Genomic DNA, 21,206 nt, shown 5'->3' with positions numbered 1-21,206 from the left:
TCTACGCCCCTGTCGGGCGCCGGGGCAAGTCGTCTGAAGCCTCAGCCGTCGACCTCGTCGAGGGCCTCTTCGACCTCGTCGCCGGCGTCTTCGATGGCATCCTGCGCTTCGTCAACGGCTTCTTCGCCGCGTTCGCGGGCTTGTTCCACGGCCTGATCGATTTCGCGGCCGGCTTCCTCGGCCGGGCCGGGATCATGGCAGGCGGTCAGGCCGCCCAGCGCCAGGGCCACGAGGGCCAGACAGCGGAGGCAGTGCTTGTGCAGATTGCGGGGTGTCATGAGTCCAGCTTCTCCTTCAGTTCGTTGAACTTTTTCGCGATGGCCTGGCGGCTTTCGCCCGACTTGTCGCTGATCTTCGCGATCAGCTCGTCGATATTGCCTTCGGCCTTCTTGATTTCGTCGTCGGTCAGATCTCCCCACTCCTGCTTGAGGCGGGCGCTGAAGTGATCCCATTTGGACTTGAATGAATTGGAGATGATGGGCTCCGTTCGGATAGGTGACCTTCTACCCTAGAACATCCAGTGTGGCTTTGCAGGCCAGCGACCGATATCCGGCCGAACCGATCGGTGTCTCGATCAAGCGGCGCCGCGTGCGGCCAGCCAGGCGTCGATGGTGCGCTTCGGCAGGGGCGCGTAGCCGTTGACGACCTCGCGGGCGCGGGCCTGCTCGTCGGCGATCAGGTGGACGTGCCAGCCGCCGACGGACTCCAGCGCCAGACAATCGTCGACCTCGTAGAGATCGTCCTTGTGCACCTCGATACGTCCCGGCAGCAGGGTCGCACGCGCCCGTTGCTTGGCATCGGTCTTGTTCTCGGCCGCCAGAAAGCCGTAGGCGTGCTGCTCGGCGAACTCGTTGGCCGCGTAGCCGCCGATATTGATGAAGTAGAGTTTCGGGCCTTTGGCCGCGGCGTCCTTGCGCAGTTCGATGCGGTAGCCGTCGATGCGGTCGAGGGCCTGGTAGGCGTCCACGTGCAGGCCGCGGGCCTGGCCGAACCACTGGTCGAGCAATTGCTCATGCAGGGAATCCAGGTCGCTGCCGACGGCGAAGGCCACGTCGTGCAGCTCCACCTTGCAGCCCGGCGCGCGGCCTCCGAGCAGGACGGCGAACAGGGTGGGGGCAGTGCTGGGATCGGTCGAAGTCATGGCGGCTCGGGTCGCGGGAAAGCCCGGATTGTGACAGCCTGACCGGCCCGGAGCAACGAGGCGGGGCGACGGCAGGCGCCGCCCCGCTCGCGGGCCCACCAAGGCTACTGGAATCGGTCCCTGAAGATGCGATCCGGGTCGATGATCAGGCCGTTCGGATCGCGACCGTCGAGCTCGAGCAGGTAGGCGCGCAGTTCGGCCAGTTCCGTCGGTGACAGGCTGGCAGCCGAGCGGTGGGCCTGGGCCTGGGCGAGATCGTTGACGGTCGAGACGGTGATGTGATCCAGGGCCGGACTCTGCCAGCTGCTGGTCGACAGGCGGCTGACGACCACGGTGTTGCCGGTGCCGGCGTTCAGGGGCACGTTCTCGAAGCGCAGGCGACGCCAGTCGAAGGCCACCTGCTGCTGATCGAAGCTCAGGTCCTGGACGTGGCTGCCGTTGACCGTCAGGCGGAACACCCCGCCGGTGTTGGGCAGCATGCGCAGTTCGATCGCGCCGAGCCCGCCGCTGCCGCCGTCGACACCGTTGAAGGTCGCGCTGGCCCCGTTGCTGCCGAACTCCACCAGGGCGCCATGCGCCGTGGAGTCCCAGTTGATCTCGATCCAGTTGGGTACCATGGCGCCGCCGGCAAGCGCGGCGTCCTCGGCCTGGAAGATCTCGCCCCCGGCGACCGTGAAGACCTCGTCCAGGGCGGCGGCCGAGCCGTCATGGAAGTAGGGGGCCGTGTTCCAGAGGCCAAGCAGGGTCGGCGTGCCCATGCCGGCGAGCGTCCCGCCCAGGCGCATGCCGGAACTGGTTCGGAGGGTGCCGACGTCGTGCAGGATGCCCGCGCCGACGGAGGCGTCCGTATAGTCACTCAAGGGGTCATGACAGCCGGCGCAGCCCAGCGAAGCGAAGTGATCGGCGCCGGCCAGGGCGGCGGCGCTGATCTGACCATTGCTCTGACGCCAGGGGCTGCGCGGCAGGTGTCCGCGGTCGAGGGAGTTCATGTAGGCGGCCAGTTGATCCAGCTCCGTGCTGCGTCCGGCATTGGGCGCGCCCAGGGATGGATGGGGGCTTTCGCCCTCGGGCAGAAAACCGGTGCCGTCGAACTCGCCCATGATGTCGAGGATGAAGTCCTGGGGTTCATCGAAGTTCTCGGTCCAGTGCAGATTGCCGTGGCCAAGGCCGGCCCGGCCGCGCAGGTCCTGGGTGTTGCGGAAGCCTTCGCCGCGCTGGCTGAAGTCCCAGGTGCGACCGTCGTGGCCGCCGTCGATGTGGCAGCTCGCGCAGCTGATGTAGCCCTCGAAACTCATCGGGTTGCTGCCCTCCGGGTCGTTGCCGGCGAAGTAGAACAGCCGCTTGCCGGCCAGCACGTCGGGCGCCAGGGTCTCGATCCCGCTGCTGGCGAGTTCGCTGCTAGGGAAGGCCCGCTCGCCCGTGGCCAGGAAGGCGTCCACGTCGATCCTGCTGACCGAGCGTCCCAGGAAGTTCTCGACCCAGACCGTGTTGCCGGTGGCGTCGAAGGCGATGCCTCGCGGCGCCGAGCCGACTTCCAGCCGGGCCAGGGAGGTTCGCCCGCTGCCGGCTCGGATCGCCAGATCGTCGAAGATCGCGACCGTGTCATTGCCCTGGAAGCTCGTGAAGACGTAGTCCCCGCGCGGCGAGAAGACGATCGCGCTGGGGGAGTCGGCGTTGTCACCGTCGAGGCGCTCGTTGCCGAAGCTGTCGACGCCCGGCTCGACGGGCACGGGCGCGTTCAGGTCGATCCTCCCCAGCATCGGGCGGACCGTCGTGTCGTGGGCCAGCGGCAGGTTCAGGCCCGTGCCCTGATCGAAGAACAGGCCGCGGTTCGTGTCGGCCTTGATGGCCGTGTACCAGAGCCAGTCGCCGTGCGGGTCGATCACCAGGCTGGCCAGGTAGTTGGGCACGCCCGGACCCTGCGAGCCGCCACCGTCCAGGCCGGCTCGGCCGCGGTCGCGGCGCAGTCGAATCGTTCGCGTCAGGCTCATCGCCTGGGCATCGACTTCCCAGATCTCGCCGTGGTGTTCGGCGGAAATGAAGCGCGCAATGAACAGGCGGCTGCCATCGCCGCTGAGCGCCATGGCGCCGGCCTCGGGGCCCAGATCCAGTTGACCCGTCTGAACGCCGGTGGACGTCGCGAAGCGCAGCACCTGGCCAGCGCCTCGGTCGCCGTTGGCCCGGGCGCGCGTGGAGACGAAGACCTGCGCCTGGTCGGGGCTGACCAGCACGGCCTGCGGCGCGCTGCCGTAGCCGGTGTCGATGGCATCGACCAGGGCCCCGGAGGCGTCGAGAACGGCCAGGCCGTCGCCCTTCGACAGGGCGATCCAGACCTGGCCGCTGCTTGGCACCACGGCCAGGCTGACCGGCTCGAGTCGCTGGTCTTCCCCGAGCAGGGTGGGCAGGTCGATTTCCGACAGCAGAGCGCCCGTGTCGGCGTCGATGCGAGCGACCGTGTCGTTGTCGCGGTTGACGGACCAGACCAGGCGGCGCGTTTCATCCACCTGAATGCTGCTGGACGAGACGGGCAGCGGGCCGGCCGGCAGGCTGGCCACGGTCAGGGTGCGGGTTTCCGTGACCACCGAGGTCGTACCGTCGGGTTTCTGGTCGCGCACCTGGACCTTGACCTCGAAATGCCCGGTTTCGGTGAAGCTGTGCGTGTACTGGGCGCTGCTCGTCCAGGCCGTGCTCGGGCTGCCGTCGCCAGGCGAGAAGCGATACTCGAGCGGGTCGGACTCCGGATCGCTGGCCGAGACGCTCAGGGTGACGCTCTGGCCGGGGTCGACCGGTGAGGCGCTCATCTCGAACTGGCTGATCTCCGGTGCCCCGTTGCCGCCGCCCAGGGCCTCGCCGGTGGAGAAGGTGAAGCTGTAGCCCTCGATGCCGTTGCCCGCTGCGTCCTTGATGCCGCCGGCGGTGACGATCACTTCGTAGGTCGTGTCGGGTTCGAAGTACTCGTAGGGCGTGATCGTGAGGATGCCGTCGTGCGAGAAGGACGCCCAGGCATCCAGCGCCTGGCCGCCGACCGGCCGCACGATCACGGTCTCGCCGTTGATGATGGTGAAGGACTCCAGGGTCTCGGGGATGATCAGGCTGATCGGTGCGCCCAGCGGGTAGCCGGTCTGGCCCGGCCTCGGGATGTGGTAGTCGACATAGGGCGCGCGGTTGTCGGGGCTGGCCTGGTGACACCAGACGCCGACGCCGTCACGGCCGCCGAAGCTGTAGGAGCCGGTGACCAGCAGATTGCCGATGGGCAGCTTGTACTGGCTGACGTCCAGGGGGCCGGCGACGCTTCCGGGTGGGCGGTTGTTGCCGACTTCGTCGAGCTCCAGCTCCGGCGTCAGGGTTTCCATGTTGATCTTGTGACGTCGGGTGAAGACGTATTCGTCCTGGGTCTGCACGTAGGGCACATTGGTGCCGGCATCGAGGTCCGGGTTGCCGGTCAGGTCCAGGGTGGTGACCAGGCTCAGCGCGGTCGGGTCGGAGTAATCGACCACGTAGAGCAGGTTGCGGGGTTCGCCGCCCGCCAGCACCAGGTAGTTCTTCCAGACCGCGCCGATGTAGGCCCCGAAGGCGCCGGACAGCTTGTCGAGAAAGCGCGGCGGTCCGGGTGGGGTCTCGAAGACCGGCGAGATGTCGTAGCTGACCACACCGAGCATGGAGGCGTCGGAGACCATGAACAGGTAGTTGCCGATCAGGATGGCGTTGCCGGCCACGCCGTGATCGGCCAGCGGCTCCCATTCGGCCAGCAGTTCGTCGCCGCGCCACAGGCGTCCCTGGCCCGGATTGGCGCCGTACTGGATCCAGTTGAAGGGCAGGGCCCAGGGGTAGTAGAGGCGGTGCAGGCCGCCGCCGGCGGGTTCGGGCTGGTTCTGCGGCGTGAAGCCGCCGGAGATCTCGCCGGGCGCGCTCGGTGGCATGAGCTGGCTGGCCAGCTGGCCGGGCCCGTCGCTGCGCACCCGACAGCCCCAGGCGCCGCAGGCGTAGTCGCCGATCTTGGTGGCGGCATGGGTGCCGTGATCGGTCGGCACGTCCTCGTCGGTGGCGTAGATGGACAGAGTGGTCGGGTCGTCCGGATCGGTGAAGCGCCACCAGCGTCGGGCGCCGCCGCCGACATTGTTCGAGAGGAGCACGCCGTTGTGATAGATGATGTTGGCGACGCGACCGAGGCCGACCTGGCGATAGAGCAGTTCGCCGGGCTGGCAGCTCAGCTCATCGGGAAACCCGGGGTTGACGGGTGGCACCTGGGCCGAAGCATTCAGGCTGATGAGAAAGCAGAGGCAGAGCGCGCTGCTCAGGAGGTGGAAAGGGCGTGGCATGTCGGTCGAGCTCCCGGTTGTCGTCGATCCCCCCTCCAAGTAGAACGAAGCGCCATGCTAGTCAGTGCCACAGCCGTCGTTCAAGGCCGCTTGTCGGGCCGATGTCGGCGCCAGTCGGTTTGACGGGGCTGGCAGGGTCTGGCCGATAATGGGTGCTGATTCGGGTCCGAGGTCAGGAGAATGCGGAAGGATCGTTTCCCATGTTGACGCTGGTGCTGGCCCTGGCGGCCGGGCTCACCGTGCTGCTGTGGAGCGCCGATCGCTTCGTGGCCTCCGCCTCCGGTCTTGCGGGACAGCTCGGTCTGTCGCCCCTGCTGATCGGGATGATCGTGGTCGGCTTCGGCACCTCGGCGCCGGAAATGACCGTCTCCGTGTTCGCCACCTGGCAGGGCAATCCGGGCATCGCCCTGGGCAATGCCTACGGCTCCAACATCACCAATATCGCACTCATCCTGGGCCTGACGGCCCTGATTCGGCCGATCGCCGTGCAGTCCGCCGTCCTCAATCGAGAGCTGCCGATTCTGCTCGGGATCACCTTGCTGGCTGCCTGGCAGCTCTACGATGGCACCGTGACCCGCCTCGAGGCGATCGTCCTGCTGCTGGTTTTCACCGTGCTGCTGGGCTGGAGCATCATCCAGGCCCGTCGCCACCCCGACGATCCGCTGGCCGTCGACTCGGCCGATTCGCTGGAGAAGTCGACCCCGCTGCGGGGTTCGAGTCTCCTCTGGCTGCTGCTGAGCCTGATTGCCCTGGTGCTCAGTTCGCGCCTGCTGGTCTGGGCGGCCGTGGGTCTGGCCCAACGCGCCGGCATGAGCGATCTGGTGATCGGTCTGACCGTGGTGGCGATCGGCACCTCCCTGCCCGAGCTGGCCTCCAGTCTGGTCGCGGCTCGGCGGGGCGAGAACGAGCTGGCCGTGGGCAACATCATCGGCTCGAACCTGTTCAATACCCTGATCGTGGTCGGCCTGGCCGGCCTGGTCGCGCCGCTGCCGGTCAACCCGGTGCTGATGCTTCGCGACTGGCCGGTGATGTTCGGCCTGAGCCTGGCCCTGCTGGTGTTCGGGATCGGGCTGCGGCGGCCCGGACGGATCAACCGGCTCGAAGGTGGATTGTTGCTCACGGCCTTCGTGATCTACACCGCGGTCCTGATACAGTGGCAATGATCGATCCGCGCGGCGCTTCCGGCCCGCGACGACTGCCTGAAGGAAGAGAAACGATGGCCAGACTGAAATTCGCTTTGCTTCTGCTGGCGCTCTGGAGCCTGCCGGGCCTGGCTCAGGTCGAGGCGGCGCCGGACTCGGCCGAGGGCACGGGCCCCTATCGCCAGCTGATCCTGCGCGGCCTGACCCTGATCGACGGCACCGGGGCACCGGCCATCGGTCCGGTCGACATCGTGATCGAGAACGATCGCATCGCCCGCATCGCTCGACTCGGCGCACCGGGCGTGGCGATCGACCCCGAGGCCCGGCCGGAGCTGGCCGTCGGCGGACAGGAAATGGATCTGAGCGGCCACTATGCCCTGCCGGGCTTCGTCGATCTGCATGCGCACATCGGCGGGCAGGCGCAGGGCACGCCGGCCGAGTACGTGTACAAGCTCTGGCTGGGCCACGGCATCACGACCATTCGCGATCCCGGTTCCTTCAATGGCCCGGAATGGACCTTCAACGAGCGCGAACGCTCGGCGGCCGGCGAGATCACGGCGCCGCGAATCATCGCCTACGTCAACTTCGGGCAGGGTGCCGAGCGTCCGATCACCACCGCCGAGCAGGCGCGCCGCTGGGTTCGCCGCGTGGCCGAGCGCGGGGCCGATGGCATCAAGTTCTTCGGCGCCCGGCCGGAGGTCCTGCTGGCGGCCATCGAAGAGGCCGAGGAACAGGGCCTGGGCACGGCCATGCACCATGCCCAGATGGACGTGGCCCGGGCCAATGTCCTGGCCACGGCGCGTGCCGGCCTGACTTCGATGGAGCACTGGTACGGCCTGCCCGAGGCCCTGTTCGCCGATCGCACGGTGCAGAGCTACCCGGCCGACTACAACTACGCCGACGAGTATGACCGCTTCGCCGCGGCGGGCCGCCTCTGGCGCGAAGCGGTGGGCCCCGATCATCCGCGCTGGGCAGCGGTGCGCGACGAACTGATCGAGCTCGGCCTGACCCTCAACCCCACCTTCACCATCTACCAGGCCAACCGCGACTTCATGGCCCAGCGCACGGCCGAGTGGCACCCGGACTACACCCTGCCGAGCCTGTGGAACTTCTTCCAGCCCTCGCGCACCGCGCACGGTTCCTACTGGTTCAACTGGTCGACCGCCGACGAGGTCGCCTGGCGCGACAACTTCCAGCGCTGGATGCGCTTCGTCAACGACTACAAGAACCACGGCGGGCGGGTCGGCGTCGGTTCCGACGCGGGCTACATCTACAAGCTCTACGGCTTCGGCTTCATCCAGGAGCTGGAACTGCTGCAGGAAGCCGGCTTCCACCCCCTGGAAGTGATCCGCGCCGCCACCCTGCACGGCGCCGAGACCCTGGGTCTGGCCGACGACATCGGCTCGGTCGAGGTCGGCAAGCAGGCCGATCTGCTGATCGTCGCATCCAACCCCCTGGTCAACTTCAAGCGTCTGCTGGGTACCGGTGCCATCGAGCTGGACGAGAACAACGAGGTCATCCGCTCCGGCGGTGTGGCCTGGACGATCCGCGCCGGGCGCGTCTTCGACGCCCGCGAACTCCGCGCCGATGTGCGCGAGATGGTGCGTGCGGCCTGGGACGCCTCGGGCGAGACCCTGCGCCAACCCGGGGTGCCGCCGGCGCCATGAGTGACAGGGGCCGGGATGCCCTGGCCGCGCTGGGGCGCTTGCTCGACGGTCCGGGTCTGCTCCATGAGCCCGAGGACCTCGCGCCCTATCTGAACGAACCCCGCGGGCGCTTCCATGGCCGAGCCCTGGCCGTGGCGCGGCCCGAGTCCACGGAGCAGCTGGCCGCCATCGTGCGTTGCTGCAGCGAACATGAGCTCGCCATGGTTCCCCAGGGTGGGCGTACGGGCCTGGTGGGTGGTGCCTCGCCGATCAATGGCGAGCTGATCATCAGCCTGGAGCGCATGCGGCGCCTCCGATCCATCGACCCGATCGACACCAGCCTGGTGGTCGAGGCGGGGATGCCCCTGGCCCGGGTGCGCCAGATCGCCGCCGAGCACGGCCTGCGCTACCCGGTCAGCCTGGCCTCCGAGGGCACGGCCACGATCGGCGGCACCCTGGCCACGAACGCCGGCGGCAACCTGACCATTCGCTACGGCAACACCCGGGCCCAGGTGCTGGGCCTGGAAGCGGTGCTGCCCGACGGCCGCGTCTTCAGTGAACTGAGCCCGCTTCGGAAGGACAACAGCGGCTACGACCTGAAACAGCTGTTGATCGGCTCCGAAGGCACGCTCGGCATCATCACCGCGGCCTGTCTGCGCCTGGCGCCCGCGCCGCGACAAGGCGTCACCGCCATGCTCGCCACGCACTCGCTGGATCAGGGCCTGGCTCTATTGCGCCAGCTCCGGGCCGAGCTAGGCGAGACCCTGTCGGCCTGCGAATTCATGCCGCGCCTCGCGCTGGATTTCGTGCTGGCCGATCAGCCCCGGGCCCGCGATCCCTTCGACCGAGTCCATCCCTGGTACCTCGTCGTCCAGGTCGAGTCGGCGCTGGCCGGTGACTGGTTGAAACCAGCCCTGCTGAACGTGCTCGAGTCGGCGCTGCAAGGCGGGCGCATCGATGATGCGGTGCTTGCCGAAAGCGAACAGGCCGCTCTGGATTTCTGGGCCCTGCGCGAGGGCATCTCGCGCGCGCAGGCCCGCGGTGGCGTCAGCCTCAAGCACGACATCTCCGTGCCCGTGCCGCGCATCCCGGACTTCATGCAGGCCGTCCTGTCCGAGCTGGAGCGCGCCGTGCCGGGCATCCGCCCCTGCGTCTTCGGCCATCTGGGCGACGGCAACCTGCACTTCAATCTGAGCCAGCCGGAGGGGTTGAGCGGCGAGGACTTCCGCGCCCGCGAGGCCGACTGCAACCGCATCGTCTTCGACCAGGTCCACGCCGTTGGCGGATCGATCGCCGCCGAGCACGGTGTGGGTCAGCTGCGCCGGGAGGAGCTGGCCCGAGGTCAGGCCAGAAAGCTCGAGTTGATGGCGCGGGTCAAGTCGGCTCTCGATCCTGCTGGTCTGATGAATCCGGGCAAGCTGATGCCGGTCCGCCCTTGAAGTTCTGAACGAATCCTCGTAGGCTCCGAAGGTCGGCTTGGCGTGCCGATCAACCTACTTGGCAGGGGAATCAATATGACTTCGTTCATCGTTCGGGCCACCGTGCGCCCAATATTGTCGATCGTCCTTTCCATTACTGGATTTTCGACGCCGGCATTGGCCGCTGTGGATGGGTCTACCTCGGGCTCGACCACGATCACCCTGACTGGCCAGACCAAGAATCCGAGTCTGGCCAATGCGTCCGTGGAGATCAGTGCCGCGGGAAACACGACCGCCACGGGGACTGCCGATGAATTTGGTGCCTACTCCATCGATTTCGATTGCTCCGATCCCGCGGGCCTGGTCACGGTCCGCATGCGGGGCACGGGCGATCAGATTCACGTCGGTGCCGCGCGCATCGTCCATTCATGTGCCTATCTGACTGCGAATGCCGATGCGCAGCAGATCTTCCGGGTCGGGCCCGTCACGCCATTCAGTACGGCGCTCTACGCGGTGGTCGATTGGACCTTGAGCGATTTCGAAGGTCTCAGCCCGCCCTGGTCCGAGCCGCAGCTCGCGCCTTACCGTTTCGCGCTGCAGTCGCGCTATGCCGTCGAGGCCATGATCGGCCTGGCATTTCTCAATCGATCTAGTTTCCCCCTGCCTCCCGGCGCTGATGATTCGTTGGATGTGGCATTGGACCGAGCGCTGCTGGCGCAACTCAACTCCGAAATCAACGCGACGGCTACGAGCGTCGATTTCGACGCGGCGCTCGATCCCTTCATGAACAATCCGTCACTCTACCGCCCGACTCAATTGCCAGATTCTAGAGTCGAGATCGGCAGCTATTGTGTTGGTTTGATGGTGAGCTGTCCTTGGTTGATGACGGTTCAATCAGATCTAACCGGCAGCTATGGTCTGTCAATGGCTGGTGGTGCGGCGGCGTTCACCTTGAGGGATCGGGACGACCTCGTCTTTCCGTCCCGGATGGAAAGCGCTCCAGGTGCTCTGCGAGCCATTCGAGCTGAACGCGGCGACGGCGAGCCACTACAGTCCTTGTTCAATGCCGTCCTCATTGGTGATGAGCAGATCGAGCGTCGTGTCGAGATCGACTGGCGGGACGTCCGCGAAGTCGATGCGTCCGAGTATCTGACCCTGGTGGGCTTGAGCGAGCGCATTGTCTGGCGCTATCCAAATAATCCCGAGATTCCAGAAGAGGTATTCGATTCCCGCCGACCGACCTATTACCCCGGATATTTCGGTGTCTCGGAGCTGCTGCCGTGGCCAGTGCCGACTGACGGTGAACAATGGATCCTGGAGTTCAAGGATCCGTCTCCGGCCCCCGAATTCCCTAACAATATCTATTACTCGGATCGGGTGACCTTCAGCTCCAGCGGGACGGCGACGCTCGAGCGTATCGGGGCCACGATGCAGTGGTCGGTCTCGCAGGGTGTCCTGATCCTGGAGGGTGGCGGGCTGCAGACTCATGAGTACCGCCTGGTCAGCGGCGATTGGGCCAACGCCTATGCTGCGACCGTCCTTCGAATCTCCGATGGGGGCACGCCTACCGGTACAAGCAACGTTGGCGCCTTTCCATCACCGGACACGGCGCCCTTTCTGACAGAGAACGTAGCGGGAAGATATGCATCGCTTGCGTTCAGGCACTTGCTGTATCCCGGCTTCCCTGGTGGAGATACGGGGTTCTTTACCTTCGTGCTGGAGCCGGGCGGTGTGGGCTGGAGCGCAACCCTGAGCAACCCGACTGATCCCGAGCCGGCCAACTCCGTGGCTTTGACCTGGTTGGTCAATGCCCGAGGAGAGATTGAAATCAAACAGGATCCAGGTAGTGGATTCTCGATTTCGCGCAGCTGGACTTTTCTGAAGGAAACCAATGGACAGGACATTCATGTCCTGGAGGTTGGCCCGGTTTCTCGCTTTGAGGATCCGGGCTATACCGTGCCCTTTGCACCAGGCCGATTGAACGTCTACCGGAAGCTCCCTCTCTGAATCATGCGTTTGCATGGGCGCCGTCACGACATGTGTCGCAGCTACGCTGATTTGCGTGGGTCATGTCGCAGATACAATCTGAATTCAACGTTCCAGGAGTAAACATGAAGCAGGATTTCCTAGTCCGAGACTCCGGGCAACCATTTTCCGTAGATAAGACTTTAATGAGCCGAAAGCGGTGGTTTGCTTTTTGTGCACTAGTCTTGATCGTGTCGAATGTTCAGGCTATCGACGTGCAGGAAACTACCGATTTTCCTGGAAGCAGTAGCTTCGCCTTCGGTGTGTCGGTTGGGGAGCTTGACCCCGGTGGAAATACGGTTTCTGGTACGCTTGATGGTGTATGCGCTCCGAATGATTGCAATGGGGCGAAAGACGGTGACACTCAGGATAGTTTCCTGGTGACCGTTCCCGAAGGGTATTTGATCGAGAGTATCGAAGTGACATCAGCCAACATTGGCGGGGTTATTACCCTCATTGGCTTTGGTGTTAGAAGCCCCGAAGAGAACATCGCCTTTGTCAATATTCCGGTCAACAGCAACTCAGGCAATGTGCTGACTGATCCTGTTCCTGCAGGGGAGTACTCCCTCAGTGTTTTCGGTAGATTGGGCTCGGAAGCGGGTCCCTTCACCCTTGACTGGTCTGTCTCGATCAGCATTGTGCCCGCGGTCGAGATTTTCCAGGACCGGTTCGATCAAGTTTGAATTCGCGACAAGGATGGCTGCTTCCGAGGAGCGCTACCGGTCCATGATGCCCGCTTCGGTTGCCGCTACGGTGTCCATTGACTCGGATCGTTGCACCGGGCCGAATTGATCGGGCTGGCCATCAGCTGGCGTTCGTAGGCGACGCCGGCGCAGGAGCCGACCTGGCTGCCCCACTGGCGACCCTCTTCGGGCAGCTTGAGCATGGCGGGGATCTGTCCGGCCATCTGGTCGAGGCAGTGACGGGTCATTTCCGTGGCCACCTGCAGGCACTCGGCCTCGCTGACCTCGAAGCACTGGCGAAAGTAGTTGTTCGCGTTGCAGAACAGGCCCGGCATGACCTCGGTCATGTTGGCCATCCAGGTCTTGCTGTCGACCTGCTGGCCCGGGCCTGGCTGCTGAACAGGCTGGCGCAGACGATGAGCGCAGCGATCGGGGCGGCGATTCGAGTTCGGGTCATGCGATGGCTCCAGAAGTTGATGCTTGCTTACTATCCAAGTCGGTATTGGCGGCAGAAGTCTGCCACGCGATCGGCGCTGCTCGGCCAGGTGGCGCTCAGTCGCCTTTGGCCAATCTGACGGCCGTGCCGTAGGCCAGCATCTCGGCTGATGCCGAGGCGACCTGAGCCGTGACCAGGCGAACGCCGACGATGGCATCGGCGCCCAGGGATTCGGCCTGGGCCACCATCCGGTTGAGGGCCTCGTTGCGGGCTTCCGTGAGCATGTCCGTGTACTCGTTGAGCTCGCCGCCGACCAGGTTTCTCAGCAGTGCCAGGATGTCCTTGCCGATGTGCTTGGCGCGGACGGTATTGCCGCGCACCAGGCCGAGACTCTTCTCGATGTCGCGGCCGGGCACGGTTTCGGTGGTGGCAAGAATCATTCGTCTCCTCCCAGGTGTTCGGCGGTGGAATCAGGGTCGCTGCGACGGCGTTCCTGAAGGATGGTGGCCATGACCACGATCAGGCCGATGGCGGCCACGACCAGGCCGATGCGGATCGGCAGGGGCAGGTCGAAGATCAGCGGCCAGAGTTCGCGCAGTGGTTCGATGAACCAGCTGCCGGCCAGCAGCAGGCCGAACAGGATCAGCAGGCCTCCGACCCAGCGAAGCGTTCTAATCATCGAGCAGGCTCCCTTCCTGCCGGCTGGCTTCGATCCGCTCGAGCACGACCGAGGCCAGAATCAGACCGGCGCCGGCCATGGTGATTGCGGCCCCGGTGGTCAGCTGCCAGGGCCAGTCGAATTGTCGTATGAACTGCCAGGCCCCCCAGTAGAACGCGTAGGCGGTCGTGAAGACCAGGCCTCCTCGCCAGAGGATCAGCCCGGTGATCTGCCAGGGGTTGCCGCGGGATCGAGTCATGATGGTCGAGTATAGGCACAGGCATCGAGCCTGCGCCAGCGTCCCGGCCAGGAAGGCTACGGGTGATAATGTCGGCCATGTACTCGATCCGCCACCTGCTCAATCTCATTGCCGAGGCCTTTTCCGACATGGTGCCGGCCCTGGAACAGGCCTTCAATCGCAACCATGACGACGATCGTCTGGACGAAGTCTTCGGCCCGAATCCGCCGCTGGCCATCGCCGGCCTGATTCTCGGGGGCCTGGCCCTGGGCGGCATTGTCGAATGGGTGTTCAGTGATTGGGGCGTGTGGCGGGTGCTCGATGCCTCGGCGCTGATTCTGGCGGCGGTCTATGCCTTTCTGTTCCGCCGCTACCTGTTCGGTGCCCGTGAGCCCGGTGCGGAGGATTTCCCCTGGCTGGCGGCGACCCTGATTCCCGCCGCGGCCCTGCTGGTGGCGACTTCGCTCGTTTCACGCCTGGCCGATGGGGCGGTCACGGTGCTGCCCGGGGCGCCGAGCTGGACCCTGCTCGGCAGCTTTCTCGTGGCCGCCGCCGACGCCCTGGCCATGGCCGCCGGCCTGACGATCGCCGTGGCGGCCCTTTGCTACGCCCAGCGCTGGCGCCAGGCGCTCAAGGAGCTACTGCGTCAGTTCATCACCTTCAAGGTCATCGTCTGGGTGATGGTGCTGCTGATGGTCGAGATCGGCATCCTCGGACCCCTCGTGTCCTGGGTGGTCGGTTCCCTGTTCGGCATCCGCTTTCCGCCCTGGCTGGGGGATGCCCTCGATCAGTTCACCTATGCCCTGCTGATGGGCACGGTCTACTGCGCCGTGATCGGCGCGACCTGGCTGGCCTGCCGGGACCGCTTCGCGGAGCTGATCGAGACCGGCGAGGCCAATGTGCTCGGGGCGGTTCGGGAGCTGGCGCATCCGAAGAAGAAGGGCGCGTCGGTTTCGGCGCCTGAAGTGGTGGAGCAGGGGTCGAAGGGTTCGAAGTAGGATTCAGCCGTAGCTTGCCGAGCCTTCGGAGACCTGTTCGGGACGGGCGTTCCGGCGCAGCCAGTCGGCCAGCTCCGATTCCTCGAGTTCGCCGGCGGCGAGGGCCAGGAAGGTGGGATAGCGGTCTTCGAGCGGGTTGCGCAGGTCCCAGCCGTTGAGCACCAGAAAGGTTCGGCATAGGACATAGGCGGTTCGCTTGTTGCCATCGACGAACGGGTGGTTGCGGGCCATGCCGTAGGCATAGGCTGCGGCCAGCTCCGGGATATCGATGTCGCTGCCCCCGTAGGCATGTCGCTGCAATGGTCTGGCCAGCGCAGACTCCAGCATGGCTTGGTCGCGGATTCCGTCGGGCCCGCCATGCTCGGCAAGTTGGCGCTGATGGATGGCCACGGCCAAGCGTGCGGATATCCATACCGGCTCCAGGAGGGTCACTGCGCCAGCTTCCTGAGCAGATCGCGATCTTCGCGCATGATGCGCTCCGCCACATCCATCTGCTGGGCGAACTCGGCATCGAAGGGCGTCAGCACGATGCCTTCGGGGGTCTCGTGCACCATCAATTCATCGCCGCGGCTGACGCGCAGCTTTTCCAGCAGTTCCTTGGGCAGGATGACGCCGGTGGAATTGCCGATGGCGGTGACTTTCAGCTTCTTGTGCATGATGGGTCTCCAGTCGAAGGAGACCTGAGTATAACAATTGTTTTACAGCGAAGAGCCGCAAGGCGATGTTCACCACAGAGGCACAGAGGTCACAGAGGAAAAACCAGAAACTCAAGCTTGCTGAAGTTGATCCGCTTTCCGATGTTCTCTGTGTCCTCTGTGTCCTCTTTGCCTCTGTGGTGAATTCAGGTTTCAGAACGCCTCGTCGGCCAGGGCCATCATCGGGCCGGCGCCGGCTTTGACCTTGGCCTCCAGGCCGAGGCGATCGGGCAGCATGCGGGTCATGAAGAAGCGTGCCGTGTCGAGTTTGGCCTGGTAGAAGCCGCCGCGCGTCTCGCCCGCATCGAGCTTCGCCCTGGCGATGACGGCCATCCGCGCCCACATGAAAGCGGTGGCGGTCAGGGCGAAGAGTTTCAGGTAGTCGCTGGAGGCCGCTCCCGCCTCGATCGGGTCCCTGGCCATCTGCTGGTAGACCCAGGCGGTGGTCTCCTGCAGGGCCTGAACGGCCTCGGCCAGCGGGGTGACGAATTCGGCCACGGCTTCCTTGCCGGACTGTTCGGCCAGGAAGGCCTGGACCGGCTCGAAGAAGGCCTTCAGGTTCTCGCCGTTGTTGGCCACCAGCTTGCGGCCGACCAGGTCGAGGGCCTGCACGCCGTTGGTGCCTTCGTAGATCTGGGTGATGCGCACGTCGCGAGCGAACTGCTCGACGCCCGTGTCGGTCACGTAGCCGGCACCCCCGTGCACCTGCATTCCGAGGTTGGTCACCTCGAAGCCGATGTCGGTGAAGTGCGCCTTGATGATCGGGGTCATCAGCTCGACCCAGTAGCCGGCCTTCCGGCGTACGGCTTCGTCCGGGTGGTGCTGCTCGGTTTCCAGCTGCACGCCCGTGTACAGGCCCAGCGCCCGGGCGCCCTCGATGTGGGCGCGGCTGATCATCAGCATGCGGCGAACGTCCGGGTGGACCAGGATCGAGTCGGCCGGCTTGTCCGGCGACTTTGCGCCGCCCAGGCTGCGGCCCTGCAGGCGCTCGCGGGCGAAGGTGACAGCGGCCTGGTAGGCGGCCTCGGCCATGCCCAGGCCCTGGATGCCGGTGACGAGACGGGCCGCGTTCATCATCGTGAACATCGCCATCAGGCCCCGGTTCGGCTCGCCGATCAGAAAGCCCCTGGCGCCCGAGTAGGTCATCTCGCAGGTGGCGGAGGCCTTGATGCCCATCTTCTTCTCGATGCTGGAGCAGACCACGCCGTTGCGCTCGCCCAAGGTCCCGTCCTCGTTGACCAGGAACTTGGGCACGATGAACAGGCTGATCCCGCGGGTGCCTTCCGGGGCATCCGGCAGGCGCGCCAGCACCAGATGGACGATGTTGTCGACCATGTCGTGCTCGCCGGCGGTGATCCAGATCTTGGTGCCGGTGATCGAGTAGCTGCCGTCCTCGTTCGGCTCGGCCTTGGTGCGGATCAGTCCGAGGTCCGTGCCGCACTGGGGCTCGGTCAGGTTCATCGTGCCGCTCCACTGGCCGCTGATCATGTTCGGCAGGTAGGTCTGCTTCTGCTCCTCGCTGCCGTAGGCATGGATGACTTCGTAGGCGCCCAGGGTCAGGCCGGGGTAGGCCGAGAAGCTCGGGTTGGCGGCATTGTTCATCTCCGAGATGGCAAGGCCGATGAAGGTGGGCAGGCCCTGGCCGCCGAACTCGGGGTCGGCCACCAGGCCCGACCAGCCCGCTTCGCAGTACTGCCTGTAGGCCTCGACGAAGCCCTCCGGCATGGTCACCGTGTGCGCCTCGCCGTCGTGCTTGCAGCCGATGCGGTCGCCGACTTCGTTCAGTGGCTGGAGCAGCTCCTGGGCCACCTTGGCCGATTCCTCGAGGATCGAGTCGATCAGGTCCGGGCTGACCTCGGCCATGGTCGGGAGCTCGCCGAGCCCGTCGAGGTCGAGAAACTCGTGATAGAGAAAGCGGAAGTCGTCGAGGGGGGCGCGGTACTGGGGCATGGGGAGGATCCTGTCAGGAAAATCGAATGAACCGAGCCTACCATACGCCAGCGTATGTCAGGATGACATTCACACCCCGCGTCAGGCCGACGACGGCATCCGGGGGAACGCGCTACCATGCCCGCAACCCTGCCAGGAGCCCGCGCACGCCATGACGCCCGATCGCCCCTTGAGTCTGCTCGGCCAGCGCCGATTCGGCCCCTTCTTCTGGACCCAGTTCTCCGGTGCCTTCAACGACAATCTGTTCAAGAACGCCCTGATCCTGCTGCTGGCTTATTCGAGCGCCCAGCTGGCCGGCGGGCTCGATTCGAACGTATTGATCAATCTGGCCGCCGGCCTGTTCGTGCTGCCCTTCTTCCTGTTCTCCGCCACGGCAGGGCAGCTGGCCGACAAGCTGGAGAAGAGCCGTCTGATCCGCATCATCAAGCTGCTCGAGATCGTCATCATGGTCTGTGCGGCCCTGGCCCTGATGATCGGCAACGTCTGGTTGCTGCTGGGGGTGCTGTTCCTGCTCGGCACGCAATCGGCCTTCTTCGGGCCGGTGAAGTACGGCCTGCTGCCCCAGCACCTGCACGAGCAGGAACTGGTGGCGGGCAATGGCCTGGTCGAGATGGGCACCTTCGTCGCCATTCTCCTCGGCACCATCGGTGGCGGCCTGCTGATCGCCCTGGGCGAGTCCGGACCGGCCTGGGTGGCCGGCGCCTCGATCGGCGTGGCGGTGGCCGGCTACCTCGTGTCGCGCCGCATTCCCTTGACGCCCCCCGTTGATCCCGCGCTCGGGATCAACTGGAACCTGTTCTCCGAAACGGTACGCCTGATCGGCTTCATGCGCGCCAGGCGCACGGTGTTCCTGTCGATCGTCGGCATCTCCTGGTTCTGGTTCTTCGGCGCGCTCTACCTGACCCAGTTTCCGAACTACACGCATCTGATCCTGGGTGGCAACGAACTGGTCGGGACCCTGCTGCTGGCGACCTTCTCGATCGGCATCGGCCTGGGCTCCATGCTCTGCGACCGCCTGGCCGGGCAGAAGGTGGAAATCGGCCTCGTGCCCTTCGGCTCGATCGGCCTGAGCGTGTTCGCCATCGATCTCTACTTCGCCGTGCCGAGCGGTCTGGAGATCACGCCGGAGCTGATCGGGCCGATGGCCTTCCTGTCCGAGCCCTGGGCCTGGCGGGTGATGATCGACATCTTCGGCCTGTCCCTGTTCGGAGGCTTCTACATCGTGCCGCTCTATGCCCTGGTGCAGAGCCGCTCGAAGAAGACCCACCTGTCCCGGATCATCGCCGGCAACAACATCCTCAACGCCCTGGCCATGGTCATTGCGGCCGTCGCCGGTGCCCTGATGCTCGGCGTGGCCGGCTTGAGCATCGCCGAGACCTTCCTGGTCGTGGCCGTCCTCAATGTGGTCGTGGCCCTGTACATCTACCAGCAGGTGCCGGAATTCCTGATGCGGTTCCTGGTCTGGATACTGATCCACACGCTCTATCGGGTGAAGGTCCAGGGCCGTGATCGCCTGCCGGAGCAGGGCCCGGCGGTGCTGGTCTGCAACCATGTCAGCTTCATCGACGCCCTGATCATCGCCGGCTCCTGCCCGGTGCCGATTCGCTTCGTGATGTACCACAGGATCTTCCAGATTCCGGTGCTGAGCTTCATCTTCCGAACGGCCAAGGCCATCCCGGTGGCGCCGAAGAAGGAAGACCCGGAGATGCTCGACCGGGCCATGGATCGCGTCGCCGAGGAACTCGCGAACGGTCAGATCGTCTGCATCTTTCCCGAGGGTGGACTGACGCCCGACGGCGAGCTCCAGCCCTTCAAGCCCGGTATCGAGCGCATCATCGAGCGCAGCCCCGTGCCGGTCTACCCGATGGCCCTGCGTGGGCTCTGGCGCAGCTTCTTCAGCCGCTCCGGTGGCCGTGCCTTCTTCAAGCTGCCGCGCGGCTTCTACCGTCGCATCGACCTGATCGTCGGTGAGCCCGTGGCCCCCGAGGCCGTCAGCGCGGCCGATCTGGAGGCGCGCGTTCGTCGCCTGCACGACGGGGTCGATTCATGAGCGGCCCGGACGCACTCTGGCGACTCGACGGACGCCGCGCCCTGGTCACCGGCGCCAGTCGGGGCATCGGCCTGGCCGCCGCCCGCATGCTGGCCGAGCGTGGCGCCGAAGTGTGGATGAGCGCCCGGGGGGCGGCCGATCTGGAGGCCGCCGCCGAGACGCTCCGCGCCGAAGGCCTGAAAGTGCACGCCGTGCCTGGCGATGTCACCCGGCCCGAGGACCGAACGGTGCTGCTGGCGGCCGTCGGGGAGCGCCTGGACATGCTTATCAACAACGTCGGCACGAACCGGCGCAAGCGGGTGCTGGACTACGCGCCCGGTGAGCTCGATCAGCTGCTCGACACCAATCTGATTGCCGCCTTCGAGTTGACCCGTGCAGCGCATCCATTGTTGAAGAAAGCAGGCCAGGCCAGCGTGGTCAACATCAGTTCCGTGGCCGGTCATACGCACCTCAGAACCGGCGCACCCTACGCGATGAGCAAGGCGGCGCTGAACCAGCTCACGCGAAATCTGGCCGTCGAATGGGCCGGCGACGGGATTCGCGTCAACGCCGTCTCGCCCTGGTACATCGACACGCCCCTGGCGAGGCAGGTGCTCGATGACCCCGACTACCGATCACAGGTGCTCGAGCGTACACCCATGGGCCGCATCGGCCGGCCGGAGGAAGTGGCCGGCACCATCGCCTTCCTCTGCCTGCCCGTGGCCGGCTACGTCACCGGCCAGGTCATCAGCGTCGACGGCGGTTTCAGCGTCTTCGGATTCTGAGCTCCGCCACGCGCGGGCTCAGTGCACGTAGCGCTCCGCCCAGTCGTCGATCTGGATCATCAGGTCCTGCTTCCCATCGTCGTCGAGGAAGCTGGCTTCGACGGCGTTTCGGGCCAGGGTCTCGATGTCGTCGAGGCCCAGCTTCAGGGCCTCGGCCGTCTCGAGGAAATTCTGGCCGATGTAGCCGCCGAAATAGGCCGGGTCGTCGGAATTGATGGTGGCGCAGAGATTGGCGTCGAGCAGGGTCTTGAGGTTGTGCTCCTCGAGCGTGTCGAAGACGCAGAGCTTGACGTTGGACAGGGGGCAGACGGTCAGCGGCATGCGCTCCTTCTGCAGGCGGCGGACCAGCAGCGGGTCCTCCAGGCAGCGCACACCGTGGTCGATGCGCTTGACCTTGAGCAGGTCCAGGGCCTGTTCGATGTACTCCGGCGGGCCTTCCTCGCCGGCGTGCGCCACGGTCAGGAAGCCTTCGGCCCGGGCGCGGTCGAAGACGGCCTGGAACTTCTCCGGCGGATGGCCTTTCTCCGAGGAATCCAGGCCGACGCCGATGATCCGTTCCTTCCAGGGCAGGGCCTGCTCGAGCGTCGCCATGGCCGCTTCGGCGGAGAGGTGGCGCAGGAAGCACAGGATCAGCTCGGAGCTGATCCCCAGCTGCTCGCGGCCGTCGTCCAGGGCCCGGGTGATGCCGCGGATGACCGTGTCGAAGGGCACGCCTCGATCCGTGTGGGTCTGCGGGTCGAAGAAGATTTCCGTGTGGCGGACCTTGTCGGCGCGACAGCGCTCGAGGTAGGCCCAGGTCATGTCGTAGAAGTCCTGCTCCTCGAGCAGCACCTGAGCACCGGCATAGTAGATGTCCAGGAAGCTCTGCAGGTCGCTGAAGTCGTAGGCCGCGCGGACTTCTTCGACGCTGGCGAAGGGCAGTTCGACCTGGTTGCGTTCGGCCAGGGCGAACATCAGTTCGGGCTCCAGCGAGCCTTCGATGTGCAGGTGCAGCTCGACCTTGGGCAGGGCCCGGATGGCGTCTTCGATGGACATGGATCGGT

General features: G+C 65.6%; 20 protein-coding genes. 8 read left to right on the top strand and 12 right to left on the bottom strand.

The window, feature by feature from the left end; translation table 11 throughout:
- Nucleotides 1-41 precede the first annotated feature (41 nt).
- The 4 genes from WM2015_RS14720 to WM2015_RS14710 all read right to left on the bottom strand — a co-directional run bounded on the left by WM2015_RS14720 (nucleotide 42) and on the right by WM2015_RS14710 (nucleotide 5,460).
- The gene (locus tag WM2015_RS14720; RefSeq protein WP_049726773.1) at nucleotides 42-278 is read right to left on the bottom strand and encodes a hypothetical protein; all 237 of its coding nucleotides are present in this window, start codon (nucleotides 276-278) and stop codon (nucleotides 42-44) included.
- On the bottom strand, nucleotides 275-475 hold the full coding sequence (locus WM2015_RS15695) for a CsbD family protein (protein ID WP_082169926.1): 201 nt from the start codon (nucleotides 473-475) through the stop codon (nucleotides 275-277). The genes WM2015_RS14720 and WM2015_RS15695 overlap by 4 nt, the downstream gene beginning before the upstream one ends.
- A gap of 99 nt (nucleotides 476-574) precedes the next feature.
- The gene (locus WM2015_RS14715; RefSeq protein ID WP_049726772.1) at nucleotides 575-1,141 is read right to left on the bottom strand and encodes a DUF1543 domain-containing protein; all 567 of its coding nucleotides are present in this window, start codon (nucleotides 1,139-1,141) and stop codon (nucleotides 575-577) included.
- A gap of 104 nt (nucleotides 1,142-1,245) precedes the next feature.
- Nucleotides 1,246-5,460: an Ig-like domain-containing protein gene (locus WM2015_RS14710; RefSeq protein ID WP_049726771.1), complete on the bottom strand. Its 4,215-nt coding sequence runs from the start codon at nucleotides 5,458-5,460 to the stop codon at nucleotides 1,246-1,248.
- 200 nt (nucleotides 5,461-5,660) lie between these two features.
- Between WM2015_RS14710 and WM2015_RS14705 the strand changes: the two genes are divergently transcribed.
- The 5 genes from WM2015_RS14705 (at nucleotide 5,661) to WM2015_RS14685 (ending at nucleotide 12,374) form a co-directional block, all read left to right on the top strand.
- Nucleotides 5,661-6,623 carry a calcium/sodium antiporter gene (locus WM2015_RS14705; protein ID WP_049726770.1) on the top strand — a complete coding sequence of 321 codons (963 nt, stop codon included), beginning with the start codon at nucleotides 5,661-5,663 and terminating at the stop codon, nucleotides 6,621-6,623.
- A 53-nt stretch (nucleotides 6,624-6,676) separates the two neighbouring features.
- Nucleotides 6,677-8,269 (top strand): amidohydrolase family protein, encoded by a 1,593-nt coding sequence (locus WM2015_RS14700; protein ID WP_049727114.1) that lies wholly within the window; start codon nucleotides 6,677-6,679, stop codon nucleotides 8,267-8,269.
- Nucleotides 8,266-9,687: an FAD-binding oxidoreductase gene (locus WM2015_RS14695; protein ID WP_049726769.1), complete on the top strand. Its 1,422-nt coding sequence runs from the start codon at nucleotides 8,266-8,268 to the stop codon at nucleotides 9,685-9,687. Before WM2015_RS14700 ends, WM2015_RS14695 begins: the two co-directional genes overlap by 4 nt.
- A gap of 75 nt (nucleotides 9,688-9,762) precedes the next feature.
- The gene (locus tag WM2015_RS14690) at nucleotides 9,763-11,673 is read left to right on the top strand and encodes a hypothetical protein (RefSeq protein WP_049726768.1); all 1,911 of its coding nucleotides are present in this window, start codon (nucleotides 9,763-9,765) and stop codon (nucleotides 11,671-11,673) included.
- A gap of 104 nt (nucleotides 11,674-11,777) precedes the next feature.
- The gene (locus WM2015_RS14685; protein ID WP_049726767.1) at nucleotides 11,778-12,374 is read left to right on the top strand and encodes a hypothetical protein; all 597 of its coding nucleotides are present in this window, start codon (nucleotides 11,778-11,780) and stop codon (nucleotides 12,372-12,374) included.
- Between the two features lie 65 nt (nucleotides 12,375-12,439).
- On the opposite strand, the gene WM2015_RS16435 is transcribed toward WM2015_RS14685, so the two are convergent.
- The 4 genes from WM2015_RS16435 to WM2015_RS14665 are packed head-to-tail and all read right to left on the bottom strand — an operon-like array spanning nucleotide 12,440 to nucleotide 13,727.
- Nucleotides 12,440-13,027, bottom strand: coding sequence for a hypothetical protein (locus WM2015_RS16435; protein WP_425425134.1), 588 nt, complete (start codon nucleotides 13,025-13,027; stop codon nucleotides 12,440-12,442).
- Nucleotides 12,927-13,250 carry a YbjQ family protein gene (locus tag WM2015_RS14675; protein ID WP_049726765.1) on the bottom strand — a complete coding sequence of 108 codons (324 nt, stop codon included), beginning with the start codon at nucleotides 13,248-13,250 and terminating at the stop codon, nucleotides 12,927-12,929. Before WM2015_RS14675 ends, WM2015_RS16435 begins: the two co-directional genes overlap by 101 nt.
- Entirely contained in the window at nucleotides 13,247-13,489 is a 243-nt protein-coding gene (locus WM2015_RS14670; protein WP_049726764.1) for a hypothetical protein, read from the bottom strand. Before WM2015_RS14670 ends, WM2015_RS14675 begins: the two co-directional genes overlap by 4 nt.
- Nucleotides 13,482-13,727, bottom strand: a complete 246-nt coding sequence (locus WM2015_RS14665) for a hypothetical protein (protein ID WP_049726763.1) — start codon at nucleotides 13,725-13,727, stop codon at nucleotides 13,482-13,484. The genes WM2015_RS14670 and WM2015_RS14665 overlap by 8 nt, the downstream gene beginning before the upstream one ends.
- Before the next feature lie 77 nt (nucleotides 13,728-13,804).
- Here WM2015_RS14665 and WM2015_RS14660 point away from each other — a divergent pair, with 77 nt between their 5' ends.
- A complete protein-coding gene (locus WM2015_RS14660) occupies nucleotides 13,805-14,704 on the top strand; it encodes a hypothetical protein (RefSeq protein ID WP_049726762.1) in 900 nt (299 codons plus the stop codon).
- Between the two features lie 3 nt (nucleotides 14,705-14,707).
- On the opposite strand, the gene WM2015_RS14655 is transcribed toward WM2015_RS14660, so the two are convergent.
- From WM2015_RS14655 to WM2015_RS14645, 3 genes are all read right to left on the bottom strand, one after another.
- Nucleotides 14,708-15,136, bottom strand: coding sequence for a type II toxin-antitoxin system death-on-curing family toxin (locus WM2015_RS14655; protein WP_049726761.1), 429 nt, complete (start codon nucleotides 15,134-15,136; stop codon nucleotides 14,708-14,710).
- Complete coding sequence (locus WM2015_RS14650) at nucleotides 15,133-15,360, bottom strand: AbrB/MazE/SpoVT family DNA-binding domain-containing protein (protein WP_049726760.1); 228 nt, start codon at nucleotides 15,358-15,360, stop codon at nucleotides 15,133-15,135. Before WM2015_RS14650 ends, WM2015_RS14655 begins: the two co-directional genes overlap by 4 nt.
- Before the next feature lie 192 nt (nucleotides 15,361-15,552).
- Entirely contained in the window at nucleotides 15,553-17,349 is a 1,797-nt protein-coding gene (locus WM2015_RS14645; RefSeq protein ID WP_049726759.1) for an acyl-CoA dehydrogenase C-terminal domain-containing protein, read from the bottom strand.
- A 151-nt stretch (nucleotides 17,350-17,500) separates the two neighbouring features.
- Between WM2015_RS14645 and WM2015_RS14640 the strand changes: the two genes are divergently transcribed.
- Together WM2015_RS14640 and WM2015_RS14635 are read left to right on the top strand one after the other, a co-directional pair.
- Nucleotides 17,501-19,399 carry an MFS transporter gene (locus WM2015_RS14640; RefSeq protein ID WP_049726758.1) on the top strand — a complete coding sequence of 633 codons (1,899 nt, stop codon included), beginning with the start codon at nucleotides 17,501-17,503 and terminating at the stop codon, nucleotides 19,397-19,399.
- Nucleotides 19,396-20,163 (top strand): SDR family oxidoreductase, encoded by a 768-nt coding sequence (locus tag WM2015_RS14635; protein ID WP_049726757.1) that lies wholly within the window; start codon nucleotides 19,396-19,398, stop codon nucleotides 20,161-20,163. Before WM2015_RS14640 ends, WM2015_RS14635 begins: the two co-directional genes overlap by 4 nt.
- A gap of 18 nt (nucleotides 20,164-20,181) precedes the next feature.
- On the opposite strand, the gene WM2015_RS14630 is transcribed toward WM2015_RS14635, so the two are convergent.
- Nucleotides 20,182-21,192 (bottom strand): adenosine deaminase, encoded by a 1,011-nt coding sequence (locus WM2015_RS14630; protein WP_049727113.1) that lies wholly within the window; start codon nucleotides 21,190-21,192, stop codon nucleotides 20,182-20,184.
- Between the last annotated feature and the right edge of the window lie 14 nt (nucleotides 21,193-21,206).

It is taken from the genome of Wenzhouxiangella marina, assembly GCF_001187785.1.
Taxonomy (GTDB): domain Bacteria; phylum Pseudomonadota; class Gammaproteobacteria; order Xanthomonadales; family Wenzhouxiangellaceae; genus Wenzhouxiangella; species Wenzhouxiangella marina.
This window is presented reverse-complemented; position numbering and strand designations above follow the sequence as displayed.